This window comes from Halorhodospira halochloris (genome assembly GCF_002356555.2).
Taxonomy (GTDB): domain Bacteria; phylum Pseudomonadota; class Gammaproteobacteria; order Nitrococcales; family Halorhodospiraceae; genus Halorhodospira; species Halorhodospira halochloris.
The window spans coordinates 1,159,258-1,181,289 of sequence record NZ_AP017372.2 but is presented as its reverse complement, the minus strand read 5'-3'; the positions used below and the strand labels follow the sequence as shown (position 1 = coordinate 1,181,289).

21 protein-coding genes and 1 tRNA gene are annotated in these 22,032 nt (G+C 57.3%); 6 read left to right on the top strand and 16 right to left on the bottom strand.

What is annotated here, in order from left to right:
• Positions 1-13: 13 nt before the first annotated feature.
• The 7 genes from HH1059_RS05485 to HH1059_RS05455 form a co-directional block, all read right to left on the bottom strand.
• On the bottom strand, positions 14-1,603 hold the full coding sequence (locus HH1059_RS05485) for an AAA family ATPase (protein WP_197710739.1): 1,590 nt from the start codon (positions 1,601-1,603) through the stop codon (positions 14-16).
• Between the two features lie 244 nt (positions 1,604-1,847).
• A complete protein-coding gene (locus tag HH1059_RS05480; protein WP_096409092.1) occupies positions 1,848-2,765 on the bottom strand; it encodes a restriction endonuclease in 918 nt (305 codons plus the stop codon).
• Positions 2,766-2,897: 132 nt separating this feature from the next.
• Entirely contained in the window at positions 2,898-4,256 is a 1,359-nt protein-coding gene (gene ltrA / locus HH1059_RS05475) for a group II intron reverse transcriptase/maturase (RefSeq protein ID WP_231902035.1), read from the bottom strand.
• Between the two features lie 611 nt (positions 4,257-4,867).
• The gene (locus tag HH1059_RS05470) at positions 4,868-5,914 is read right to left on the bottom strand and encodes a DUF3800 domain-containing protein (protein ID WP_096409090.1); all 1,047 of its coding nucleotides are present in this window, start codon (positions 5,912-5,914) and stop codon (positions 4,868-4,870) included.
• 13 nt (positions 5,915-5,927) lie between these two features.
• On the bottom strand, positions 5,928-6,110 hold the full coding sequence (locus tag HH1059_RS05465; RefSeq protein ID WP_096409089.1) for a hypothetical protein: 183 nt from the start codon (positions 6,108-6,110) through the stop codon (positions 5,928-5,930).
• A gap of 1 nt (position 6,111) precedes the next feature.
• Positions 6,112-6,903: an abortive infection family protein gene (locus tag HH1059_RS05460; protein ID WP_096409087.1), complete on the bottom strand. Its 792-nt coding sequence runs from the start codon at positions 6,901-6,903 to the stop codon at positions 6,112-6,114.
• 69 nt (positions 6,904-6,972) lie between these two features.
• Positions 6,973-7,830, bottom strand: coding sequence for an HNH endonuclease (locus tag HH1059_RS05455; RefSeq protein ID WP_197710738.1), 858 nt, complete (start codon positions 7,828-7,830; stop codon positions 6,973-6,975).
• A gap of 156 nt (positions 7,831-7,986) precedes the next feature.
• Here HH1059_RS05455 and HH1059_RS05450 point away from each other — a divergent pair, with 156 nt between their 5' ends.
• Both HH1059_RS05450 and HH1059_RS05445 read left to right on the top strand, forming a co-directional pair.
• On the top strand, positions 7,987-8,640 hold the full coding sequence (locus tag HH1059_RS05450; protein WP_096409086.1) for a phage integrase N-terminal SAM-like domain-containing protein: 654 nt from the start codon (positions 7,987-7,989) through the stop codon (positions 8,638-8,640).
• A 27-nt stretch (positions 8,641-8,667) separates the two neighbouring features.
• Positions 8,668-9,627, top strand: coding sequence for an SDR family NAD(P)-dependent oxidoreductase (locus HH1059_RS05445; RefSeq protein WP_096409084.1), 960 nt, complete (start codon positions 8,668-8,670; stop codon positions 9,625-9,627).
• 207 nt (positions 9,628-9,834) lie between these two features.
• On the opposite strand, the gene arsB is transcribed toward HH1059_RS05445, so the two are convergent.
• The 3 genes from arsB to HH1059_RS05430 form a co-directional block, all read right to left on the bottom strand.
• Entirely contained in the window at positions 9,835-10,944 is a 1,110-nt protein-coding gene (gene arsB / locus HH1059_RS05440; protein WP_096409082.1) for an ACR3 family arsenite efflux transporter, read from the bottom strand.
• 313 nt (positions 10,945-11,257) lie between these two features.
• Positions 11,258-12,055 carry an ABC transporter permease gene (locus HH1059_RS05435; protein ID WP_096409080.1) on the bottom strand — a complete coding sequence of 266 codons (798 nt, stop codon included), beginning with the start codon at positions 12,053-12,055 and terminating at the stop codon, positions 11,258-11,260.
• The gene (locus tag HH1059_RS05430) at positions 12,052-12,711 is read right to left on the bottom strand and encodes an ABC transporter ATP-binding protein (RefSeq protein WP_096409079.1); all 660 of its coding nucleotides are present in this window, start codon (positions 12,709-12,711) and stop codon (positions 12,052-12,054) included. The genes HH1059_RS05435 and HH1059_RS05430 overlap by 4 nt, the downstream gene beginning before the upstream one ends.
• A gap of 416 nt (positions 12,712-13,127) precedes the next feature.
• Between HH1059_RS05430 and HH1059_RS05425 the strand changes: the two genes are divergently transcribed.
• From HH1059_RS05425 to HH1059_RS05410, 4 genes are all read left to right on the top strand, one after another.
• On the top strand, positions 13,128-13,619 hold the full coding sequence (locus HH1059_RS05425) for a DUF411 domain-containing protein (RefSeq protein WP_096409077.1): 492 nt from the start codon (positions 13,128-13,130) through the stop codon (positions 13,617-13,619).
• A gap of 5 nt (positions 13,620-13,624) precedes the next feature.
• The gene (locus tag HH1059_RS13935) at positions 13,625-14,380 is read left to right on the top strand and encodes a GAF domain-containing protein (RefSeq protein WP_096409076.1); all 756 of its coding nucleotides are present in this window, start codon (positions 13,625-13,627) and stop codon (positions 14,378-14,380) included.
• A 44-nt stretch (positions 14,381-14,424) separates the two neighbouring features.
• Complete coding sequence (locus HH1059_RS14060; protein ID WP_238639346.1) at positions 14,425-14,565, top strand: EAL domain-containing protein; 141 nt, start codon at positions 14,425-14,427, stop codon at positions 14,563-14,565.
• A gap of 158 nt (positions 14,566-14,723) precedes the next feature.
• Positions 14,724-15,896 carry a trans-sulfuration enzyme family protein gene (locus HH1059_RS05410; RefSeq protein WP_096409072.1) on the top strand — a complete coding sequence of 391 codons (1,173 nt, stop codon included), beginning with the start codon at positions 14,724-14,726 and terminating at the stop codon, positions 15,894-15,896.
• A 25-nt stretch (positions 15,897-15,921) separates the two neighbouring features.
• Here HH1059_RS05410 and HH1059_RS05405 read toward each other — a convergent pair whose 3' ends face one another.
• The 6 genes from HH1059_RS05405 to HH1059_RS05380 all read right to left on the bottom strand — a co-directional run bounded on the left by HH1059_RS05405 (position 15,922) and on the right by HH1059_RS05380 (position 21,999).
• Positions 15,922-17,160, bottom strand: coding sequence for an iron-containing alcohol dehydrogenase (locus HH1059_RS05405; RefSeq protein ID WP_096409071.1), 1,239 nt, complete (start codon positions 17,158-17,160; stop codon positions 15,922-15,924).
• A gap of 12 nt (positions 17,161-17,172) precedes the next feature.
• Positions 17,173-17,751 (bottom strand): YqiA/YcfP family alpha/beta fold hydrolase, encoded by a 579-nt coding sequence (locus HH1059_RS05400; RefSeq protein ID WP_096409069.1) that lies wholly within the window; start codon positions 17,749-17,751, stop codon positions 17,173-17,175.
• Between the two features lie 21 nt (positions 17,752-17,772).
• Positions 17,773-18,702: a matrixin family metalloprotease gene (locus HH1059_RS05395; protein WP_096409068.1), complete on the bottom strand. Its 930-nt coding sequence runs from the start codon at positions 18,700-18,702 to the stop codon at positions 17,773-17,775.
• A 100-nt stretch (positions 18,703-18,802) separates the two neighbouring features.
• Positions 18,803-18,879 (bottom strand) — tRNA-Met (locus tag HH1059_RS05390).
• Positions 18,880-19,001: 122 nt separating this feature from the next.
• Positions 19,002-20,465: an NADH-quinone oxidoreductase subunit NuoN gene (gene nuoN, locus HH1059_RS05385; RefSeq protein ID WP_096409066.1), complete on the bottom strand. Its 1,464-nt coding sequence runs from the start codon at positions 20,463-20,465 to the stop codon at positions 19,002-19,004.
• A 13-nt stretch (positions 20,466-20,478) separates the two neighbouring features.
• Positions 20,479-21,999: an NADH-quinone oxidoreductase subunit M gene (locus HH1059_RS05380; protein ID WP_096409065.1), complete on the bottom strand. Its 1,521-nt coding sequence runs from the start codon at positions 21,997-21,999 to the stop codon at positions 20,479-20,481.
• Between the last annotated feature and the right edge of the window lie 33 nt (positions 22,000-22,032).

The following is a 22,032-nucleotide window of genomic DNA, read 5'->3' as shown; positions in this document are numbered from 1 at the left end:
TCATTACCAGTGATTATTCCTCATCGTTCAGATACATACCCCTCAGTACAGCCTTGCCTTCTGCACCGAGTTGACCTTCCAGCTGGTCGAGCGCGTCTTCATAGCTGGCTGATTTTTGACATAATCCGCCTAAAAGCTGGTGATAGCCCGATTTTGAGAGTTCTAACTGGAACACTTCCCGGCTCAGGATGCCTACGCTCTCGGCAAATGTTTCAATTGAGGGCCGCTCCGCCTTCGAAACTGTTAACATGCGATCGAGTATCCAAACGCAGGACTTCGGAACCTCTTGAAGAATCACGGGAGAATGAGTTGCTACAATCGCCACTCCATTTCGTTTCACCATAAATTCGGATATTGCGCGTGTCATTGCTGACAACAGTGGGGGATGCAGGTGAGCCTCTGGTTCATCAATCAGAACAAGCGTTCTTTCCTCAACCTTTTCAACGAGACGTGTTAGCGTGAGGAGAACGATTTTATGTCCCGAGCTTAGGGCCTTGAAGGTTTTCAAGACCACTTCTCGCTCTTCCTTGTCGGAAAGGTTCACGTCAATCATCGAGGCCAGTTGGGCCGCCTTAAAAACCGGATCCGTCTGGAGGGTGGTTATCACATTAATCCACCTCCTTCGTCGTGCTCCAACGCGACACTCTTTCAAACTGTCCACGAACTCACTCGCAAGTATGTTAGGAGATTTAGGCTTGGTTGACGACGATTGTAATTTACTAGACCAACCACGCAGCCCGATGTAAGAAAAACCTAAGGAATCAGGCTCCGGATTTCGATCTGGCAATAGGTCCGCTTCATCAAATGCGCTAAACGAAACCGCCACCACGTTGGCAAAAGTTCCATCTTGCTCCCTAAACTCAGTAAACTCGAACTTTCCTGATTGTCTCGCTGCGGCGTCCCTCGCGACGAGCGCCTTTGTCATCAGCGAAAGTAACCGGGTTTTTCCAACCCCATTCCGACCAATGAGAACATGGACATTCGTAGGAATCGGTGACTTAGGTTCGACGCTGAAATCTAGCGTGAAGGGTGGTGCACCATCACCCAACCTTTTGGGAGGAGTGTACGCGAAATCATAACGTGTCACGCGTGCATCACCATGCGCCATACGGCGAAATTGTCCTTCAACTATGCTACGGGTTACAGAGCGAAGCAGCGACTCCTCCATGACATATTCTTTCTGTGCCCATTCCCAACGCTCCTTATCCCAGGCCACATCACGCAGGCAAGTGAGAATTCTCTCTCGGACTGTGTCGCCAAGGGACCCAAGATTCGCGTAATACTCGTCATCTTGCCCGACGGAAAAGAAGTCATCTTCCAATTGTTCGAAGGCAGATGGAACATTCGGCTTACGATGTCCTGGTGGAAGCTCCGCAGACCCTCCGTGAGGCTTTAATCCGCGCTGCCCTATCTTTACCTGACCGATGTCGTGTTGCTCTCCGTCTTGGCCAACAACGGTCAAGTAAAATTGAGTACAATACTTCCCCCAGTCATCCCACTGATCGCGACTCAGGTATGCCGACCATCTTTTGGCGGCAAGCGGAACGCTGGCGCGCGGGCCAATGATGTGAAATAGGATTGATTGAGGCTTATTTGACATCATACTTCCACTGGTTCGAGCTCATCCATGCTGCGGATCAACTTCATTACTGTTGATTCCAAAAGTAAAAGCCGTTTGGCTCGTTTATCGCGTAACTTATACAATGCAGTCACATAAATCATCAAAATGTTTGCTTGAAAACTGGGTTTGGACTTTACAGGCCCAACGCAGAGCGCACCGGTGGCATTTTTGGAGCAACGCGGAGAAAAGGCCATCCGCGTGGCGCGTCTTGTTATAGGTGTCTCGGTCAATCTTCAATGAAGAAGTCCGTATCCACTTTTCTGACTTCATATATCGTTGCCGTACTGACTCCAACACCGTGATCAATCATCAGTTGCACGAGATCTGCGCCATCTATCAGAACAACCTTCGGATCAATTTGACCGACGTAATCCAGAGCCTCTTTCGAGAATCGGCTGGTTGTGATGAAGACCCCCTTCTTGGCCCGTTGGCCATGAAGTGCTCCAACAAATTTCTGAATCTCTGGTCGACCAACCGCTGCTTCCCAGCGCTTTGCCTGAAGGTATATGGTTTCCAGACCGAGACGATCTTCTTTGATGACGCCATCAATACCTTCATCCGCTGTTTTCCGGGTAGCCCTTCCCGCTTCATTTACAGAGCCCCCATAGCCCATTGAAACGATAAGGTGAACAACCAGCTTTTCGAAAAATTCCGGCGTATTGTCCTTTACCAGATGAAGCAGCTCGTTTGCCGTTTCATCCCGTAATTGCTGGTAGGCTTGCTCTAATGTCTCTTCCGGAGTCGTAGTCGCTGTCTCATCTTCGCCCGTGTGGGTTACTTTCTCGGTTCGGTTTTTGCTGCTTGCCTGCCGGAATGCCTGAAACTCCTCAAACCGCTGCAAAAATTTTATGTCTATCCGATCTGGGTTTTCTGAAAGAATTTTTCGACCGCGATCAGAAATATGAAATTTGCCCCGCTTGGGCGACTCCAGGACTCCAGCTTGGGTCAAATAGACCTTGGCCCAGGCTACGCGGTTTGCAAATGTAGATTGCCGACCGCTTGGCAGTCTTTCCTCGAGATCTTCTTGGGAAAGCTCCATTATTTTAGCCAAACCCTCACGGGCTTCCTGCATCGTATGCTCTTCGCCATCAGCGGAAAATTTGAGCAACGGCAACATCAATGATTGAAAATCAGGTACAGCCAAGGGGTTCTCCCATACTCTTTACCTATCTCACGGTAGGAACGCCCGTTGCCAGGCGCCGCCGCACAGACCCGGAAATGCAGTTTTCCCGCATCCGGTTCCTCGGTTGTACTCGCCTTCGCGCCGGGCGTGCCCTTATGCAAAGACCGCATGCGCTCGTTGCCTCTCCGCGATCCGCGGCTGCGCCGCTCCCAGCTTCCTCAACGCCGCAATGTATTGCGCCCAGTTGAAACTACTGCGCTTGCCACCTCGCCGGTTCAGCCACTTGAAGGCACACCGTATGGCGAAGATGTAGTAGCTCCCTAGACCCTGCTCATTGCTGCGGAGCTCGAAGTAGTTGTAATGACCTACCAGTCTACGATTCAGCTCCTGGATAAACACGCGCCCCGGCAGATGCCGGTTGGCCCGTATCCAGCCCTTCAACCGTCGCTTGGCTGCTTGCAGTTTCTTGCGGGCCGTGCGCTTCATCACCCGCAACTCGCCCCGTCTATCCCGATTCCAGTACAACTCAAAGCCGAGAAAGGCGAAACGTCGCCGCAAGCCCGGGTGGAACCGGCTGAAACGCATCAATCGCGTCTTCTCCGGCGCCACCTGTAGCCCAAACCGCATCAGTCGGCGCGGCACCACGCGATAGAAGCGCGCGGCGTCCTCCTGAAACTGAAACGCGCAAACATAGTCATCGGCGTACCGAACCAGAAGCGCCTGACCTCGGCAACGTGGCTTCACCACCCGCTCGAACCAAAGGTCCAACGCATAGTGCAGATACACGTTCGCCAACACCGGCGAGACGACCCCACCTTGGGGGCTGCCCGTCACCGGGTGCAGGACCTCCCCGTCCATGTCCAGTATCCCCGCCTGCAACCACTGGCGGATCAGCCCCAGGAACGCACCGTCGTCGATCCGCAGCGACAACATCTCCAGCAGCCAGTCATGGTCAATTGCGTCGAAGTAGCCCTTGATGTCCGCTTCGACCACGTGACCAAACTTGCCGTACTGGAGGTTGAAACCCAGATCGGCCACCGCGTCCTTAGCGCTCCTCCCTGGCCGGTAGCCGTAGCTCACGTCCAGAAAGTCCGCCTCGTAGATGACGGTCAGTATCCGAGCACAGGCCGCTTGCACCAGCCTGTCCTCCACCGCCGGTATCCCCAATGGACGCTCGCCGCCATCCTCCTTGGGGATGTAGCAACGCCGGACCCGCCGGGTCCGGTAGCGCTTCGTCTTCAGTCGCTCCACCAGTGCGCCGATGTTGGCGTCCAGATCCTCCTCGTACACCGCCATCGCCACGCCATCCACGCCAGCCGCCGCCTTCTTGTTCAGATCGCGCCAACTCGCGTGCAATAGCTCCGCATCCAGCAGCCGGTAAAGGTCCTGGAAACGATGGTCCTTGCAGACCCTCGCCCGCTTGGCTATCCCCCACAGTGAGGTTCGCTCATGGTCTCCCGGCCCGACCGTGTCCGGCATGAGTTTCCTTTTTGGGCTGCGTACTTCCGTCAAGTCCTTCCCCTTGTGATGGGCTTTCCCCACCCCCGAGTACTATGCTTGATAAGACACCCCGAGCGCTTCTAGGCGCCTCTCAACGCCCCACCTGCGCGTGGTTCCGGTCACTCCGGTCGTAGGCTCCGGCATAACTCCGTCTCCGGGTTTCCCCTTCGTGTCTCAATAGCCGTAGGCCCTTGCCGGCCTTCACCACCACAGGAGCTCATAGGGGCTTCCCGAGTTCTCCGACGTATCTCTCCCTGCATGCCACGGCCTGATGACTCCGCCAGACCTCCACACCCTCGCCATTGCGGGTGCTTCGTGTTGCCTTCGGGCACGTTAAAACCCTCGGCGTCCGGAACTGAGCTTGTCGAAGCTGTACCAGCACTTCAGGGCGCACGATAACCCCTACGGCCTACAGGATTCTCTGTCTACGCTTAACCTGCCTTGTTCGTCTTCCCTTACTCCGCCACAGGTCCAAGACTCGATACGGGTGGGTGGCTAACCCTTGCCCGACGGGGACATCCACCCCGCAAGATACTCCGAGCTTTGCTCGGCGCGATAACGACACAGCTAAGCGGCGCGGCCTTGCCGCGTCGGCTGCAGCGTCTCGTTGGGCGGTGAGCCCTCTAATCATGAAACTGCGAAAAGTAGTCAATTACCTCTGCCGCTTGTGTTCCTTGCCGAAACCGCCGCTGCTCCTCGAAGTCTAACGACGGAAGCATATGTATTAGTTGATTGTCCGCATATAGCGCTAACACCGCCTCGGGATCCAATGGTCCTGTCCGCCGCCCACTTAAGCTTCTCGCCATTTCAACGGCTGCGCCTATCATCACGTCCGCAAGCTGTACCGCCGGGCTCGTCTTTGAATCTACCTGACTCACTGACACAAGCTTAAGCGGAAACCTAATGCTCGCGATTTCCGATTGGCGGAACTCAATCTCATCGTCGTGGTTAATGTAGCGCTCCAGTAGAGTGTGGTAAGTGCGCAGGTTCTTCGACTGATCGTGCTCAACCCGATACGGCCCTTCTGTCATCACTTCCATTCGACTGATCAGCGCTTGTAGAACGATGAAGGCAGCGTCCGTGCTCACACCGGGCGTCGCAATAGCCGATAGGCACTCCGGGGCCCGATAGCCCGCTAGAGGCCCGAGAGCCTCGGGTAGCTCATGCCACTTTGTCTTTTGGGCCGAACGCACGAGTTCGTTCAACGCTTTTGGTGTCTTCTCCTTCATTGCGACCTGAAAAGCCGCCTCCAGTTCGTAAAATGCATCTTTGCCCAATACCGTTGGCCCAACGAAATAAAGAAGCGACGCGAGCGAATAGTTCTGGCCGTACTCGTAAAAGTTCAGCCCCCGTTCGTAGTAAAAGGGCTCAACGGCGTAGTCCAAGAACATCAGCAACAGCAGAAAACGCTTGTCACAGACGTAGGTCACGGACTTGTAGTTAGCCAGTATGTCACCTAGTAAACCTAGCAGTCGGGGATGGTTCTTGGGCCGACGGGCGAGCGATCGGTATTTGAGCTCATCGGCCTGGAGCGTCGGGAAGTGCTTCTTGATAAGATACTCAGCGTGCTCGTTGCTGATCGCGATCGCGGCTGCCCCCTGAAAGGGTTGGTCAGAGTTCATTAAATCGAACCCCGTGTAGCCACTCTCGTCGATCCGGAAACACTCCATGAGAAACCTCTTGTTATCCGATTCCAGTACCGTTTAACCGATCGCTGGTATTGCCTCTACCGTCTGGTCGTAACTCGCAACCGGATATCGGCCCAGTGCAATGTTGACGAGCCACTGCCGCCCAACGCTTATGCTCAGCCGCCGGGAAACCGCGCAGCAGTTGAGCGGTCGGCTGGAGTATATTGTTGGGCGTCATTTCAATCACCGTACCGGGCTGCTTCAAGAGCGCGTACCATTACCAAAATCGCGCTGATGCTGGAGAAGATAAAACGCGCCTCGGCAGGCTTCAATATTTCGTTGTCGTGCGCCAACGATCGATTGTTCCTCAGATCGTTAAAACTCTCGAGCAAGCTAATGAAGGACTTCAGAGCCCGGACGGTGAACTCAGGAAGATCTTGCTCCGCCTCAAGACATTTGCGGTACTTTCCAAACCGAGAATGGAGGGGCTCATCCTTGTCGCAATTGATTCCTCGAGCTTTCAAGAGATGGGCAAACTTCTTCATACAGTACGTATGCAAGTGATCGATCGCGACCTCTGGCTTATTTGCGGCGAGCGTGCGCTCGATATCAGCCACCAACTCCTCCAGCGTCCGGTCGCGCTCGAATGTTTCGACGCCCTCCGTGTTCGGGCTGCCTAGGTCGCCTTCAAGATAATCAATGACCTCCTGGAATGGCCCCGACTTCGACTTTGCCTCCCGCGCATCCGCAGAGCTCGGAGCAGCATCGATCAGGCCTTCCCTCCGTTCCCACAGCGCACGAAGTACGCGCAGAGCAGTCTGCTTGTCCGCGCGCAGGAGGAAGCCTGTAAGGCAATTTCGCTTGGAAGTCCCGAGCGATTGATTCTGCTCATCATAGATCTCGACCCCGAACTCGTCCTCGAAGAATTCCTCCATAGTCCGGTCCGAAAAATCAAGAACGTAGCCGAAACCCCTGGGATACCCCATGGCCTCTTCAATGGCTCTGATCTGCGAACGCTTTAGGTCTACCATAGTAATTCGAGTGACGCCCAACGCCAGCCATCAGCCGCGCGAGGTACGAGCGTCGGCTACATGGCTTGGTTATGTTTCGCTTTTAAGTGCCTTCCTGAGTTCGTCAACACTAGCCCACGGCCGCTTCCTATGGAGCATTCGATGGCAATTCGCACAGACCAACACAAAATCATCAACTTCTGTAATTTGCATTTCTCCGTCAGCAAGCTCACTTAGGGGCCTGGTGTGGTGCGCCTCGATGTACGACTCCCCAAGAGGACCATACGTTCGTGCGAAATCGAAGCGGCAAACTTCGCAAGGCAATGCTCCGTTGTTTCGCTGGGCGTGTCGGTGTTTCGCTTGGCGGACCGCCCTTGAATCTCGCTCCCTGAACTTATGTAGACGCTCTATTCTTTTGCCTTCCGGGAAAGACTGGCGCGTTGACTCATGGCTATAGTCCGATAGCTCATCCGCGGCGAGTCGGAGGGCCGAGAGCTGAAAAACATCCTCCAGAAAATCTTCAAGGGTCACGAGGGCGCCTGGAAGCGACACAACATAATCAGCGGATCCGGCCGCTTGAACGAAAGCTTCTTTCCTTTCGTTGTTGCGCCCGTCGCGTTTTCTCGGGCTGTAGGTCCAGATTAGATCGACTGACTCTTGTCCGTTCCGTTGATTGTGCAATTCCGCTATTGGGGCAAGATTATTGTTACTCGGGTACAGGACAACATAGTAATTACCATCGTCATACCAATCGATGACTAGCAACCAAAGTGCTTCACCATCAACTCGCTCAATTCGGAACGCACCCATGCAGGGCTTGCCATCCGCAAATGAGTGGAACCCTCCCAGAGGGAGGTGCCGAATTTCCTCCGAAAGATGAAACTCAGGACAACTACCGAGATCGTGCTTCAGGACTTTTGCCAAATTGCGTGCAGTGTTCTTATTCATTGCGTCGAGCCTATTTGGGAAACATAAGTTGATTCAACGGATGCGGCTTTTTGCGTGTTATACGGACGCTGTATAACACCTTCCAGCTCTTGCATCTCTGTGCCTTCCTGTTGCTTCCTGTACCAGACGTCAAGGATGACTGAGGAGCAACCTACCATGCCTTCTAGCAAGGACGCGAACTCTGTAGCCCGCTTCTGGGATCGCTACATCCACCAGCTTCAGTCCCAAGGTGTCAAGCCATCTGCTGCCAAGTGGTACTTGAAGCGCGCCGAGCAGTTCATCGCCGCTTTCCCCAACCGAAGAATCCACAACATTGACCCAGAGCAAGTAAATGGCTACTTGAAGAGCCTTGGCCGTGATAGCCGCCTCGAAGACTGGCAATACCGTCAGGCCATCGATGCTATACGGACGCTGTTGAACACCATTCAATACGCGTCAGTGAACGCCATTGACTGGCAACACTGGCTCGATTCCGCGATGACACTATCCACTCAACATCCCACTATCGCCCGCACCACCCCGGCGCTTTCGGCGGAGCATTTTGCCGAGCGCGCCGGAAACACCCGCTTCGCCCATACCATCCGCTCTCACCCGGAACTCTTTCATCGACTCTCCGATGCGATTCATCTACGCGGAAAGGCAATCCGTACCGAGAAAACGTATCTGCATTGGGCTTGTCGCTTCATCCGGGCCAATGACGGTGTCAAGCTGGTCCAAGCAATGCTAGCTTCGAGGATTTGCCACTTGGTAAGGTTAACCAAAACTGGTGTCCGCGATCGTTCGATCAGAACTGCACAAGCCGCTCCATAGGACGCGGCTAACCGGGAGGTTCAACCCATGAGAAAGCAGCCGATGCCCTTGGAATCACAGCAAGACTCCGGCGAGAGTCCGGACCGGTCACGGCGCAGTGAGCACGGCCAGGCCCCCGACGACCCCGAGCGCCGCCGCTTTTTGACCGGAGCCACCGCAGGCTTGGTCGGGATGGCTGCGGCCGGCACTGCTTTTGGTGGGTGGCCCGAGGGCATGCGAGAGGGCGAGGGCCGCTATGCCGGCGCCGTAGTGTTGATCACCGGGGCTACCTCCGGCATCGGCGAGGCAGCGGCACGCGCGTACGCACGGGAGGGGGCCAAGGTCTTCTTCTGTGGCCGGCGCGAGGAGCTTGGCGAATCTGTGGCCGCCTCCATCCGGGAGACCGGCGGCGAGGCCACCTTTATGAGCGCGGATGTGCGTGAGCGCGACGACATGCGCGACTTCGTTGATGGGTGCCTGGAGGCCTACGGTCGCCTGGATATTGCCTTCAACAACGCGGGGATCGAGGGTCCGATCGGCGAGTTCGACGCCATCGATGTCTCCGGTGAGAACGGTTATCGAGATGTCATGCGCACCAACGTCGATGGGGTCTACTACGCCATGCGCTACGAGATCCCGGTCATGCGCGAGCAGGGCCACGGGGTGATCGTCAACACAGGCTCCATGCTCTCGCACACAGGATCTTCCCACGCCGGCGCCTATGCTGCGACGAAGCACGCTGTCATCGGCCTGACCCGCTCGACCGCGGCGGCGGAGGTCGGCCATGGGCTCCGGGTGGTGAGCCTCTCTCCGGGGGGAACACGTACCGAGCTGCTTCGCCGGTTCCGCGGCGGCTCCCTGGAAGGAGCGGACGAGGCTCACCCCATGGGCCGCATCGCCGAGCCGGAGGATATCGCCGGGGTTCTGCTCCAGATCACGGCTCCTGAGGCGATCTACCTCAACGGCGATGACGTGAAGGCCGACGGCGCATCAGCCGCATCCGGCTGATCCACGGATGAAAAGACCTGCTTACCACCTCACGATCAGCCTCCGCAATGGCGCCCGCTGGTTCCTGCGTGGGTTCCGATTAGTGCTAGCCCCTCTGCTATGGCTGCCATTCAGTGCCTGGATGCTTGCCCGTGAGTACCTCGATCCGCTGCTCGGCAACCAAGAGCCGCAGTGCTCCGCCAAACCCGCTCAGCGGCACTTTTTACCTCATCCCGCTTTCGGCACAAGCCCCGGTTGGGTCTCCTCTGGGAACCAATGCTTCGTTCGGTTGGCGATGCGCACCAATGCGAGCATCAATGGTACCTCAACCAGCACACCCACCACTGTGGCGAGGGCCGCTCCCGACTGCAAACCGAACAGTGCAATAGCAGCCGCTACGGCAAGCTCGAAGAAGTTGCTCGCGCCGATCATCGCACCAGGGGCTGCCACCGAGTGCTGCACCCGCCACGCCTTCGCCCAGCGGTAGGCGATGAAAAAGATCAGAAAAGTCTGAACGATAAGCGGGATGGCGATCAGCAGGATGTGTAACGGGTTATTCAGGATAACTTCGCCCTGGAAGGCAAACAGTAAGATCAGGGTGAGAATCAACCCAATCGGGGTCACCGGCGCCAGGCGCTTCATGAAGATGTTATTGAACCACTCCAAGCCCTTTTGCCGGATAAGCAGCACCCGGGTCAAATAGCCAGCGGTAAGCGGGATAACGATATAGAGAAACACCGACAGCGCCACAGTATCCCAGGGGACCTGAATGTCAGAAATACCCAGCAGTAGCACCACGATAGGGGCGAAAGCGAAGAGCATGATGATATCGTTCACCGATACCTGCACCAGGGTATAGGCAGCATCCCCCCGAGTGAGATAGCTCCAAACGAAGACCATCGCCGTACAGGGCGCTGCACCCAGCAGGATAGCCCCGGCCAAGTACTCCCGAGCCAAATCCTCGGGGATGAATGGCTGAAAGAGCACCAGCAGAAAGAACCAGGCGATGGCGAACATGGTGAAAGGCTTGATTAGCCAGTTCACCGTAGTGGTAATGATCAGCCCCTTCGGCTGCCGACGCACCCCCAGGATGGAAGTTAAATCGATCTGCACCATCATCGGGTAGATCATGGCCCAGATGAGGATGGCCACCGGGATGGAGACCTGCGCATACTCAAACTGCGCCAGAGTATTCGGCACAACGGGCAGAAACTGCCCCAGAAGCACGCCGGCGATCATCCCTAGCGCTACCCAGATGGTTAGGTAGCGCTCGAAGAGGTTCATGCCCTCCTTGGTAGAGGGCGCTTCGTCGGCAGCGGTGCGCTGCTTCTCACTCATTATTCACTCTCCCGTTATTAGAGCGGTGGAGGACAGGTCATACAACCTAGAAGGTCCCTAGCCTTCCGCCAGGACATTTAATGATATACGCATTAACAGATATACGGACAACCATATACTATTGCTCGAGCGTAATCAACGGCAACCGATAGGCCGCAGGAAATAACAGCTCGGCTATAGCGGACAAAGCGGTGAGGATGTCAGGCGGAGATAATTCACAGCTAACGGGTGCCTCTAAAGACTCCCCCCTGAGCCAATGCTCGGCTCCCAGCAGCAATCAGGCTGGCAGGCGAAGTGCTCCCGGTGTTCTTACTCAGCGCAGCCGATCCAGGCGCAGCCGCTCGCGTTCGTCGAACAGCCGCCCTGAGGCGAGCCATACTGCAGCCAGGGTCCCGATCCCGGTGCCTACCGTGATCAGGAACATGATCAGAATCTGGTACTTGACTGCCTCCATCGGCGGTACTCCAGAGAGGATCTGGCCCGTCATCATCCCCGGCAGGCTTACAATTCCGGCCGCTGCCATGGCGTTTATCATGGGGATCATACCCGATCGGGTGGCATCGCGGCGGATGCCCTCAACGGCCTCGCTCCAGGTGTATCCTAGGGCGAGCTGCGCCTCGATGACATCGCGCTGCTGCCAGGCGCCGTCGGTGAGCCGGTCTACAGACAAGGCGATGCCGTTCATGGTGTTGCCGAGCAACATACCGAGCAGGGGGATGGCGTACTGCGGCTGATACCACGGCTGCGGCTGCACCAAGGCCACCAGGGCCAGCACCGCAACGCTGAACGACGACAAAAACATCGCCAGCGTCCCCAGGCCGAAGCCCCAGAAGCCGGCAAAGCGACGCTTCTGCCGAGCCATAACCTCGCGCCCGGCGACCAGTAGCATAATCAGCCCCATCAGCGCCACCCAGTACAGCGTGGCATGGGCGAAGAGGGTCTCCAGCACCAAACCTACCAGCAGAAGCTGGATTACGGTGCGCGCCGCGGCGATGAGCAGGGAGCGCTCGACGCCGAGCCGACCGGCCCACGACAATCCGGCCAGCGCGACCACTAGCGCCCCGGCGATGGCCAGATCCAGGGCCTGCAGCTCGATAATTTCACCGGTCACGAATCGATCTCCTCGGCGACCCCGTCGCGGATAACGAAGCGCTGGGCTGCCATGCGTCGAACCTGCTCCTGATCGTGGGTCACCCAGACCAGGCTTAGCCCTTGGCGGCGCTGCTGCTCGGTCACGGTCTCGACGGCCTCGGTAGTGGCGGCGTCGAGGTTCGCTGTCGGCTCATCCAGCAGCAGCACCCGCGGCTGCAGGGCAAGGGCCCGCGCCAGGGCCAGCCGACTGCGCTCGCCGGTAGAAAGCCGCCGTACGGACCAGTCAGCGACATCCGCCTCAAAGCCCAGTGGCGCCAGTACTGAGGGCTCGACCACCGCGAGGTGATCCCCGACGCGGTCACTCCACCAGGCGCTGTCCGCGGCCAAATAGATTACTCGCGCCCGCCAGGCATGGCCGGTGAAGGCCTCACGGGAGGCGCCGTCGAGACGAACCTCGCCCTCGCTGGGGTCCAGATCGGCGATGGCACGCAGCAGCCGGCTCTTGCCCGAGCCGGACGGCCCGGCGACCGCGGTGCAACCACCGGGTGGCAGGAATAGCGCGGGCCAGGCTGCCACGGCACACCGAAGTTCCCGCAGCTCCAGGCGGGGAGGCTCGCCCTGCCCTTCACCCACAAGTAGTGCGCCGACAGCTGGAGATAGCTCTTGGTTGTTCATTTAATCTCGTATTTTAAGGCATAAACGAAGCTCATGCTGGCGAGCTTCGCATTACCTTGCCGCACGAGCTATTGCCCGAGCGGGGGTGGTGATTTTCTGGTCAAAGGATTTAGAGGGCCTATTTTAGCAAACCCCGCCTATACCCTCGCCCAATACGGGCGGGATATAAGCGGATGACTGCGCACTCGCAGCTGCCTGAGAAGTTGAAAGCCTCGTCCGTCAGGGCGGGGAGCAGTCACCAGCTGCACTCTGCACCATCTTTGCTTATGAAGCGGAGCATCCTATCGCCTTACATGAGGACAAGCCATCGATGGTTCGTACGCCAACCAAGTTTACTATTGACATGAATCAATACATGTTGATCATCTAGGAGATGCGGACCTTTCTTTTTCAACGCAACAGCAGGGGCAAACATAATGCCAAGAAGTCTTACTTACGTGGGTATTGGCGGTGTCGCTGGAGTGCTCGGGGCTATCGGCCTAGGGTGGGGCCTTTTATCAGACTCTAAAGGGGATATCGGTGAAGAACAGATAACTGTTTATAAGTCCCCTTCCTGTGAATGCTGCGATCACTGGGAAGAGCATTTGCGTGAAGCTGGCTTTGATGTGGAGTCAGTCATAGCCGAGCAGCAGCAGATCAACCAAGTTCGTTACCAACACGGCATCACCCCTGAGTTGGTCTCCTGCCACACAGGAGTTATAGAGGGATATGCAGTTGAGGGACATGTACCTGCTGAAGACATCAAGAGCATGCTTGAAGAGCGCCCTGATATAGCCGGATTAGCTGTACCGCGCATGCCGATTGGATCGCCTGGTATGGAGGTGCCTGGCGCTGCACCGGAGCCTTTCGATGTCATTGCCTTCCAAGAGGATGGCCAAACACGAGTATTTAATCACCATTCGCCATAAAAACCATGGTTGACGATACTCACCAAGATGAGCGTTTCCACGATAACCCGCTCGTTACCGGACCCCCTCATGTGCGCGCCTACGCAGGCGTGCCGATTGTCTCGCCGGACGGTTTCGCCATTGGGGTCCTCTGTGTACAGGATCAGCGCCCGCGCAGCTTTTCTGAGTTGGACTTAACTCCCCTCCACGACCTAGCGCAGATGGTCACCGATGAGCTGGAACTGCGCCTTGCCCATCGCGAACTAGCATGGGCCACCGAGCATGATGAGGACCACCAATTAGCTGGTGTGGCCGGATCCTGCATGGATCTTAGCGAGCAGGAAGCCGAGCGCGAGCGCTATCGCCTTGCGCAGGAGGCGGCCCGCTTCGGGATCTGGGAGTGGAACCTTGAGCACGATTCAGTCCACTGGGACGAGGCGTGCTGGCGCATGCTCGGCTACGACCCTGCCGAGGGGCGAACACTGGCGTTCGCGGATTGGCGAGATCTGGTGCATCCCGATGATTTGGCTAGGGGTGAGCCTGTGGTTATAGCGCAGGTCAGACGCAGCGAACCCTTTACCATCGAGTTTCGCTATAAATGCGCCGATGGCGCTTGGCTCTGGGTACAGGGCAGGGGACACATAGTGAAACGCGCTCCGGATGGCCAACCGCAGCTGCTAATGGGGACCCATGTTGAGATCGAACAGCTCAAGCAGACTGAGCATGCTCTGCGGCTGCGCGAGCAAGAACTCCAGCAAGCGGCTATTACCAGCCGCAAATAGATCACGAATCCCGAGCTACTGCTATCACCGATGCCATTCTCGCCTTGGGCCATAGCCTGGGTCTAACCATCATCGCCGAGGGGATCGAGACCCGTGAGCAGGAGGCTTACCTGCGCGAAGCAGGGTGCGAGATCGGTCAGGGATTTTACTATGCCCGGCCTGCTCTTTTAGGGGCGCTCCACTAGTAGGAGCGATAAGCTATAAGCCATCTAGCTGATAATTGCTGTAAGCGGCGGTGCGAGAGCACTTCCTGGGTGAGTACCTACGGCACGAAAATTGACACCATATTGCAATCCGGCCAACATTCAACAAATTAATGTTGTTGATGATAGGAGATTGCTGAATGACCTTCACCCGTGCCCAGGGCCTGGCCACCCGCAGCATTCACGGCCACGGCTTCAAGGATGCCCATGGCAGCCCGCACATGCCGATCTACGATACTAGCACCTTCACCTTCGAGACGACCCAGGATGTGCTGGACGCAATAGAGGGACGCAAGCTGGGCAGCTTCTATACCCGCTTCGGCCTGAATCCTTCCATCTTTGCACTGGAGGAGACGTTGGCGGGCCTCGAGGGTGCCGAGATGGCCTGGGTCTTTTGTTCGGGAATGGCCGCCGAAACGGCACTGTTTCTGACCCATGGGCGCCAGGGCATAATTGGTATCGGCGATGCCTATGGCGGAACCATGGAACTGCTGAGCAGTCAGCTCCCGGAGTTGGGCATACCCACCCGATTGATTCTCGGCAGCGAACTCGATCAATTAGACGAGCTGCTCGCCGAAGGCGCTGGTATGGTCTTCCTGGAAACGCCTACCAACCCCACCTTAGAACTATTCGATATAGAGGCTATTGCCGAAAGAGCCCATGCCCATGGCGCTATCCTGGTGGTCGACAACACCTTTGCCTCACCCGTCAACCAGCAGCCGCTGGCGCTGGGCGCCGACGTGGTGGTCCACAGTGCCACCAAGTATTTGGGCGGCCACAGCGACCTGACTGCCGGCACCCTGATGGGCTCAAAAGAGTTGCTAGGTCCGATCTGGAATTGGCGCAAGAACCTAGGCTCGATGCCGGCTCCGGCGACCGCCTCTCTGCTAGCACGCAGCCTGCGCACCTTAGTAGTGCGGGTTCGTCAGCAGAATGCCTCGGCACAGACGATCGCGGAATCCATGGAGAAGCACCAGAGCGTTCGGCGCGTTTACTATCCCGGCCTAGCTAATTTTCCGGGTCACGAACTTGCCAAACGACAGATGCAGGGGTTCGGCGGCATGCTCAGCATTGATATTGAGGGCGGTGGAGAAGCGGCCACTAGGGTAGCCGATCGCCTCAAACTATTCGCCCTAGCACCTAGCCTGGGCGGCACCGAAAGCCTAGCCACCCAGCCCTGCACCACCACCCACCATGGACTGCCTCACGAGGAGCGGGTTCGACGCGGCATTGAGGATGGTTTGCTGCGGCTCTCGGTAGGCCTGGAAGAGACCAACGACTTGATCGCCGACCTGGAGCAGGCGCTGGCATGACACCGCCCAAACTCCTGCGCACGGCTTAGAGCGCCTTCTCGACCAGGGCACGCCACTGCTCGGCCGTGAGCGAGACCGGATTACGGCGCTCGGAGACCTTGCTCAGGACTGCCTCGACGTGATTGGCGCTCACTCCCGCCGCTGCCAGCCCTGGTAGACCAGCGTACTCTCGGGCCTCCTCCCGCCAGCGGTAGAGGGTCGCCACCAGGGCGTCCGCTTGGTCTGCTTCACGAACTGGAGGCACCTCATCCTCCGCAATAAGGCGAGCTATACGGGCCATACGGCTCTCGACGAAGGACTCCGTATCGCCTCCGGCGGCGCGCGCTGCCGCCAGTGTCGATTCCATGGCCGGTGCCAGGACGTTGGCGGCAGCATCACCGTGCCCGATCGGCGCCAGAGAGCCGAGCGGGCCGATCACTCCGTGCACCGCACCCAGGCCGGTATAGGTCAGCGCCACCCCGGAGAGCGTGGCTGCCAGCGCCATGTCGTGACGCTCTGCTTCGAGATCGTCGTCGCCGTGGCGGCGCAGAAGCTCCGGGAGGGCGCCGCCGGCCAGTTCCAGGCCGTAGAGTAGCCAGCGATCCAGCAGCGGCGTCGAAGTAGGCGCCAGGTAGCTCTCCAGCAACTGCGCAAAGGCGTCCATCCCAGCGCTGGCAACAACGCGACGCGGCAGAGTACGGGTCAAGTGCGCGTCGAGGATAACACGGTCGGCGACAAAGGCTGGGTGGCGCAGGGATTTCTTATAGCCGCCCTCTAACGCCGGACGGCCAAGCACGGCGTTGTGGGTCGCTTCACTGCCTGTGCCCATGGTGGTCGGCACGGCCAACCACGGCAGCCGCTTGCCGCTGGGTGAGCGATCCCCTACCCCCTCCAAGTAGGCCTTGGTCGGACCCTCCTCGCAGGCCATGGCAGCAAGTGTCTTGCCGACGTCGAGGACGCTGCCACCGCCTATGGCGACCACCACATCACCTCCGCCGAGCGGCAACCGCCGCCGCTGCTCATCGACCCATTCGGCGCTCGGCTCGCCGCTGATGCGCACTTCCGTGATCCGCCAGCCCAGCTCCTGGAGAAGCTCCAGGCCCCCTGCTACGGACGGTAAACGCTCCAGGGTGGTACCCCCTGTGACCAGGACCAATTCTCTTTGCCCTTGTTCTCCAGGCGCCGGCGCAAGCTCCTGGACCCAGCTCGCCAGATACGTCTGCGCAGCACCGGGATGGTGGGCTATCTGGGGCAGATGTATGGGCGAAAGCACCGATGGGGCCATGGCCAAACTCCCTCACGTAACGTTTGAAGAAACCTCGAAAAACTCACGGATACGCCCAACGTAACGCTCGACGCCGTCAAAACTGTGGCTGCCACCATCCTCTACCACTTGCGCGCAGCCGTTCAGGGCCTCGATTGCCTCACGGGCATCCAGCAACTCATCGCCGAGCTGGCTCAGCAACAACAGATTCTGAGTACAATATCTCTCTGGAGCCAATTCTTTTAGTGCCTCCAAATGGCCTTCGTGCCATTCGTAACGGCTGCCGTCGTGGAGCTCAACACCGCCGGTCGGACCCAGCGCACAGCGCAACGTCTCATAGGGGCGCAGAGCCGGATTAATCAGCACCGCTCGCAGCTCAGGGAACCGCTCGCTGAGACAAAGCGCATAGAAGCCACCGAGTGAACTGCCAATGACGCCTACTGGCTCGAACCGCGTGACATACTCCACGATCTCGCTCAACGTCTCTAACGCCAACCGCGGATGATTGGGCAGCGACGGTGCCAAAAAATTTTCATCCTGCAATAGCCGCCGCAAAACCACCGCCTTGCGGCTGCGCCCGCTACCGCCAAAACCGTGAATATAGATAATCATAAATCAAATCCTGACTACCGATCAGCGCGCGCAAACCTCGCGCAATGCCGCACGATCATGTCGCGAGAGCGAGCTTGCATCGCGGTTAGCTTCACTCATCGTGGGATACATTACCGATCGGCGATCATCAACATGGCCGATGCCGAGGGCGTGGCCTAACTCATGGGCTAGTATAGTGCGCAATTCCTGCCGATCCCGAAACTGGTAGACGGTGATCCGTCCCTCGCGACCACGACCTTCATACTCCCCAGCCTGAAACCCCTGGATGCGCTCAGCTTGGCTGCGTAACCGATCGGCGTGATCGTTAAGTCTCTGCTGCTCGGCGAGGAGTTGGTTCTGGCGCTGCTCTAACTGCGCCGAGCGATTGCGTAGTTGCGCGGCTCGGTCATTGAGCGTCACGGCCTCTTGCTGCAACTCTTCCTGCTCGCTCTTAAGCCGCTCACGCGCCTGCGCAGTACGCTCGACTTCACCGCGGTTCCAGCGCTCAACATCTCTCTCGAAACTAACTTGCCGCTGTTCGTAATCCGTTACCTGTTGCTCATGCTCTTCCCAGCGCTGCTCGAATCGCTGGACACGCTCGCGAAAAGCATCCCAACGCTCGCGGTGACGCTCCTGCTCCTGCTTAAGCTCTTCGTGGGAGTCCCGCTGGCGCTCCAAGTGTCCCTGAAGTTCACCATAGACCAGACGGATTTCCAGCTCTGGGTTATCGTCTACGCGACGAAACAGGCTTCGCCCGGCGGCCTCTTCCCATAAAGATGCTGCCTCTGCGATCTGCCGACCCAGCTCATCACGATCAATATCGTAACGCGCATCTACCTCGGTAATGCTGTAGGCCAAGGGGCGCTGGCAGGGATTATGTGTCTGTGCCCCAAGCCCAAACAGAACTGAGCCGCCCAGGCCGATCAGCGTAAGCGATAAAGCTACCGGAAAAAGCCTTCCTAACCCAGACAAAACCGCAAGATCTCAGTAACTGCAGAGGAATTTACAGACGGAATGGGATCAGATGAGGTGTTTTTTGAGGGGATAAGTCTCTAGGCATGAAACTGAAATCTGGTAGCGGGGGCAGGATTTGAACCTGCGACCTTCGGGTTATGAGCCCGACGAGCTGCCTGACTGCTCCACCCCGCAATCGATGTATGTATTGTATTCATTAGAGCGGAGGTTTGCAACCTTCTTTAGCACTTTTATGCAAAATTAATGCCCCTGCGTAAAGAAGTATGCCCCTCCGCCCTATTAGCCGACCTGGCCTACTACATACCTAGGGCTGACTGGCACAGCGAGATAAGCTGTTCCGGGAAGATACCCAGAACCAGCACCGCCACACCATTGACCACTAACAGCGCCCTAATCGGCAATGAGGCACCGGGCGACAACTCTTTAACTTCATCATCATCAGCGCTATCACTATCAGGCCTATCAAAATAGGCAGCCTTGAGAACTCGCAGATAGTAGAAAGCACCTATTACGGCAGCAACCACTGCCAGAACAGCATAGGCGATTAGATCGGCTTCCACCACCGACTTGAGTACTAGGTACTTGGCATAGAACCCTACGGTGCCCGGGATGCCGGTCATAGAGACCATTAGCAACAACAACACACCGGCAAAGACCGGATGGCGCTCGTTAAGCCCCCGATAGTCGGCAATCCTTTCGGCCTCTATGCCGGTGTGGGAAAGCACGGTAACCAAACCGAAGGCGCCAGCTGCCATGATCGCATAGGCGATAACATAGAATAGCGCCGCTGAATGTCCCGCATCGGTCCCCGCGGCCAAGGCAAGCACAATAAAGCCAGCATGGGCAATGCCTGAATAGGCGAGCATGCGCTTGAGATTGGTCTGCATGATCGCAGCCAAATTACCCAGGAGCAGCGAAACAACAGCGACCACTAGCAGCATCGGTTGCAGGGTCTCATGTAGGGGACCCATGCCGTCTGCCAATAGCCGCAAGAATAGCGCGACGGCCGCCACTTTGGGAGCAGTGCTGACAAATAGTGTCACCGCGCTCGGGGCACCTTGATAGACATCCGGAACCCAAGAGTGGAAGGGTGCTGCCCCCAGTTTAAACGCCACACCCACAAGCATGAACGACATGCCAAAGAGCAGCAGCATAGGCTGCTCCTCACTCGCTGCGGCTGCGGCTATCTCGGTGAGAATCAGGCTCCCTGAACCGCCATAGACCATGGACATGCCGTATAGCAGGATCCCTGATGCCAACGAGCCGAGGACGAAATACTTCATGGCCGCCTCGGCTGCGCGCTGGGAGTCGCGCTGATAGGCTACCAGGGCATATAGGGCAAGCGACATCAGTTCTAAGCCCAGATAGAGCGTCAGCATGCTTCCGCCCGAGGCGATGATGATCATCCCTAGGGTAGCGAATAAGGCGAGCAGATAGACCTCGCCCTGCAACAGTCCGCGCTCTTCTAGGTAAGGCCGACTGTAGGCCAAGGCCAACGCCGCCAACAGCGCTACAGCTGCCTTGAGCATGGCGGCCAAGGGATCGACAACGTAGTGCCCGGAGAAAGTGGTATCAGTCACCCCCCACTGGGTAAGGATCGCCAATGCCGCGGTAACTAACAAAGCCAGCTGGGTGAGCAAAAAGGTCACTGTGCGCCGTGAACCGCGCACAAAAAGATCCACGACCAATATGGTGCAGATAGCACCCAGCAACCATATTTCTGGCAGCGCTAATGAAAAATCGGGCGTCTCGAAGCTCATTGCTTCTCCTTCCTTACCGGGCAGCAGCGCTGGACAGGGTTGCGGAGACCTCTTCAAGCAGGTTGATCAAGGTTGGCTCCGCTACTGAAATAAGTATCGCCGGATAAAGGCCTAGGCCAAGCACTGCAACCGCCAATACCGATAACAATGTCAGTTCACGGCCATCGAGATCCTGGAGCCGATCGACTCTTTCGTTAGCCACCGGCCCGAATATAACCCGTTTAACAACCCACAACGAGTACGCCGCACCTACTATGAGAGTTAGACCGGCGATGGCGGCATACCAGAAGCTGGCGTGATAGCTGCCTAAGATGACCATAAACTCGCCGACAAAGCCTGAGGTACCCGGCAAACCGGCATTGGCCATAGCAAAGAGTACAAAAAAGGCCCCAAAGATCGGCATTTTATTAATTACGCCGCCAAAATCCGCGATCCGCCGGGTATGCATACGGTCGTAGAGTACTCCCACGCATAAAAACAGGGCCGCTGATATGAAACCGTGAGAGATAAGCTGAACATAGCCTCCGGTCATGGCCAACAGACCACCGCCTTCGGTTGCTGACAGGCCAGCTTGGAAAATCACGAAAAAACCAAGGGTGGCAAACCCCATATGGGCAATTGAAGAATAGGCTATCAGCCGTTTGATGTCCTCTTGGACCATCGCCACCAAGCCAATGTAGACGATGGCAATGAGTGACATGCCAATAACCAGCCAGGCTAGCTCTTGGCTCGCCTCGGGGGCAATCGGCAGGGCGAAGCGCAAAAAGCCATATGCCCCCATCTTCAGGGTTATGGCCGCCAGGATTACCGAGCCCCCGGTCGGTGCTTCTGTATGGGCATCAGGCAACCAAGTGTGAACCGGCCACATCGGCACTTTCACCGCAAACGCGGCGAGCATCGCCAAGAAGATCAGTATCTGTGCCTCAAAGGCGAGTTCCAGACCGTGGAAATCCAATACCCCGAAGCTATCTGCCTGCCAGCGCAGATAGAGAAAGGCGATGAGCATCAACACCGAACCGAGGAAGGTGTAGAGGAAAAACTTTATCGTCGCATAGATGCGGTTAGCACCTCCCCAGATACCGATGAGCAGGAACATCGGTACCAGCATCGCCTCCCAAAAGACGTAGAAGAGTATCGCATCAAGGGCTGCGAAAACGCCGACCATGAGACCTTCCATTATCAGGAAGGCTCCCATGTACTGAGCCAGGCGGTACTCAATCCCCTTCCAGGCCGCCACCACCACCAACAGGGTCGCAAAGGTGGTCAGCAAGACCAACGGCATGGAGATACCATCGACTCCCAAGTGGTAATGGATATCGAAGGTCGGTACCCAACTGCGTTTTTCGACGAACTGCATACCCGCGCCGGGATCAAACCCGACCCACAGGATAAGGCTAAGCAATAACGCCAGAGCGGCTGCTCCGCTCGCCACTGCTTTGACAGCCCCCGGTGAGCGATCCCCGATCGCGAGCACTGCGGCACCGCCTAAAATCGGCACCCAGATGATCAGGCTCAACAACCAACCGTCGAACATCCGTTATTCCCCTGCTTTCTAGGCGCTTTAGCC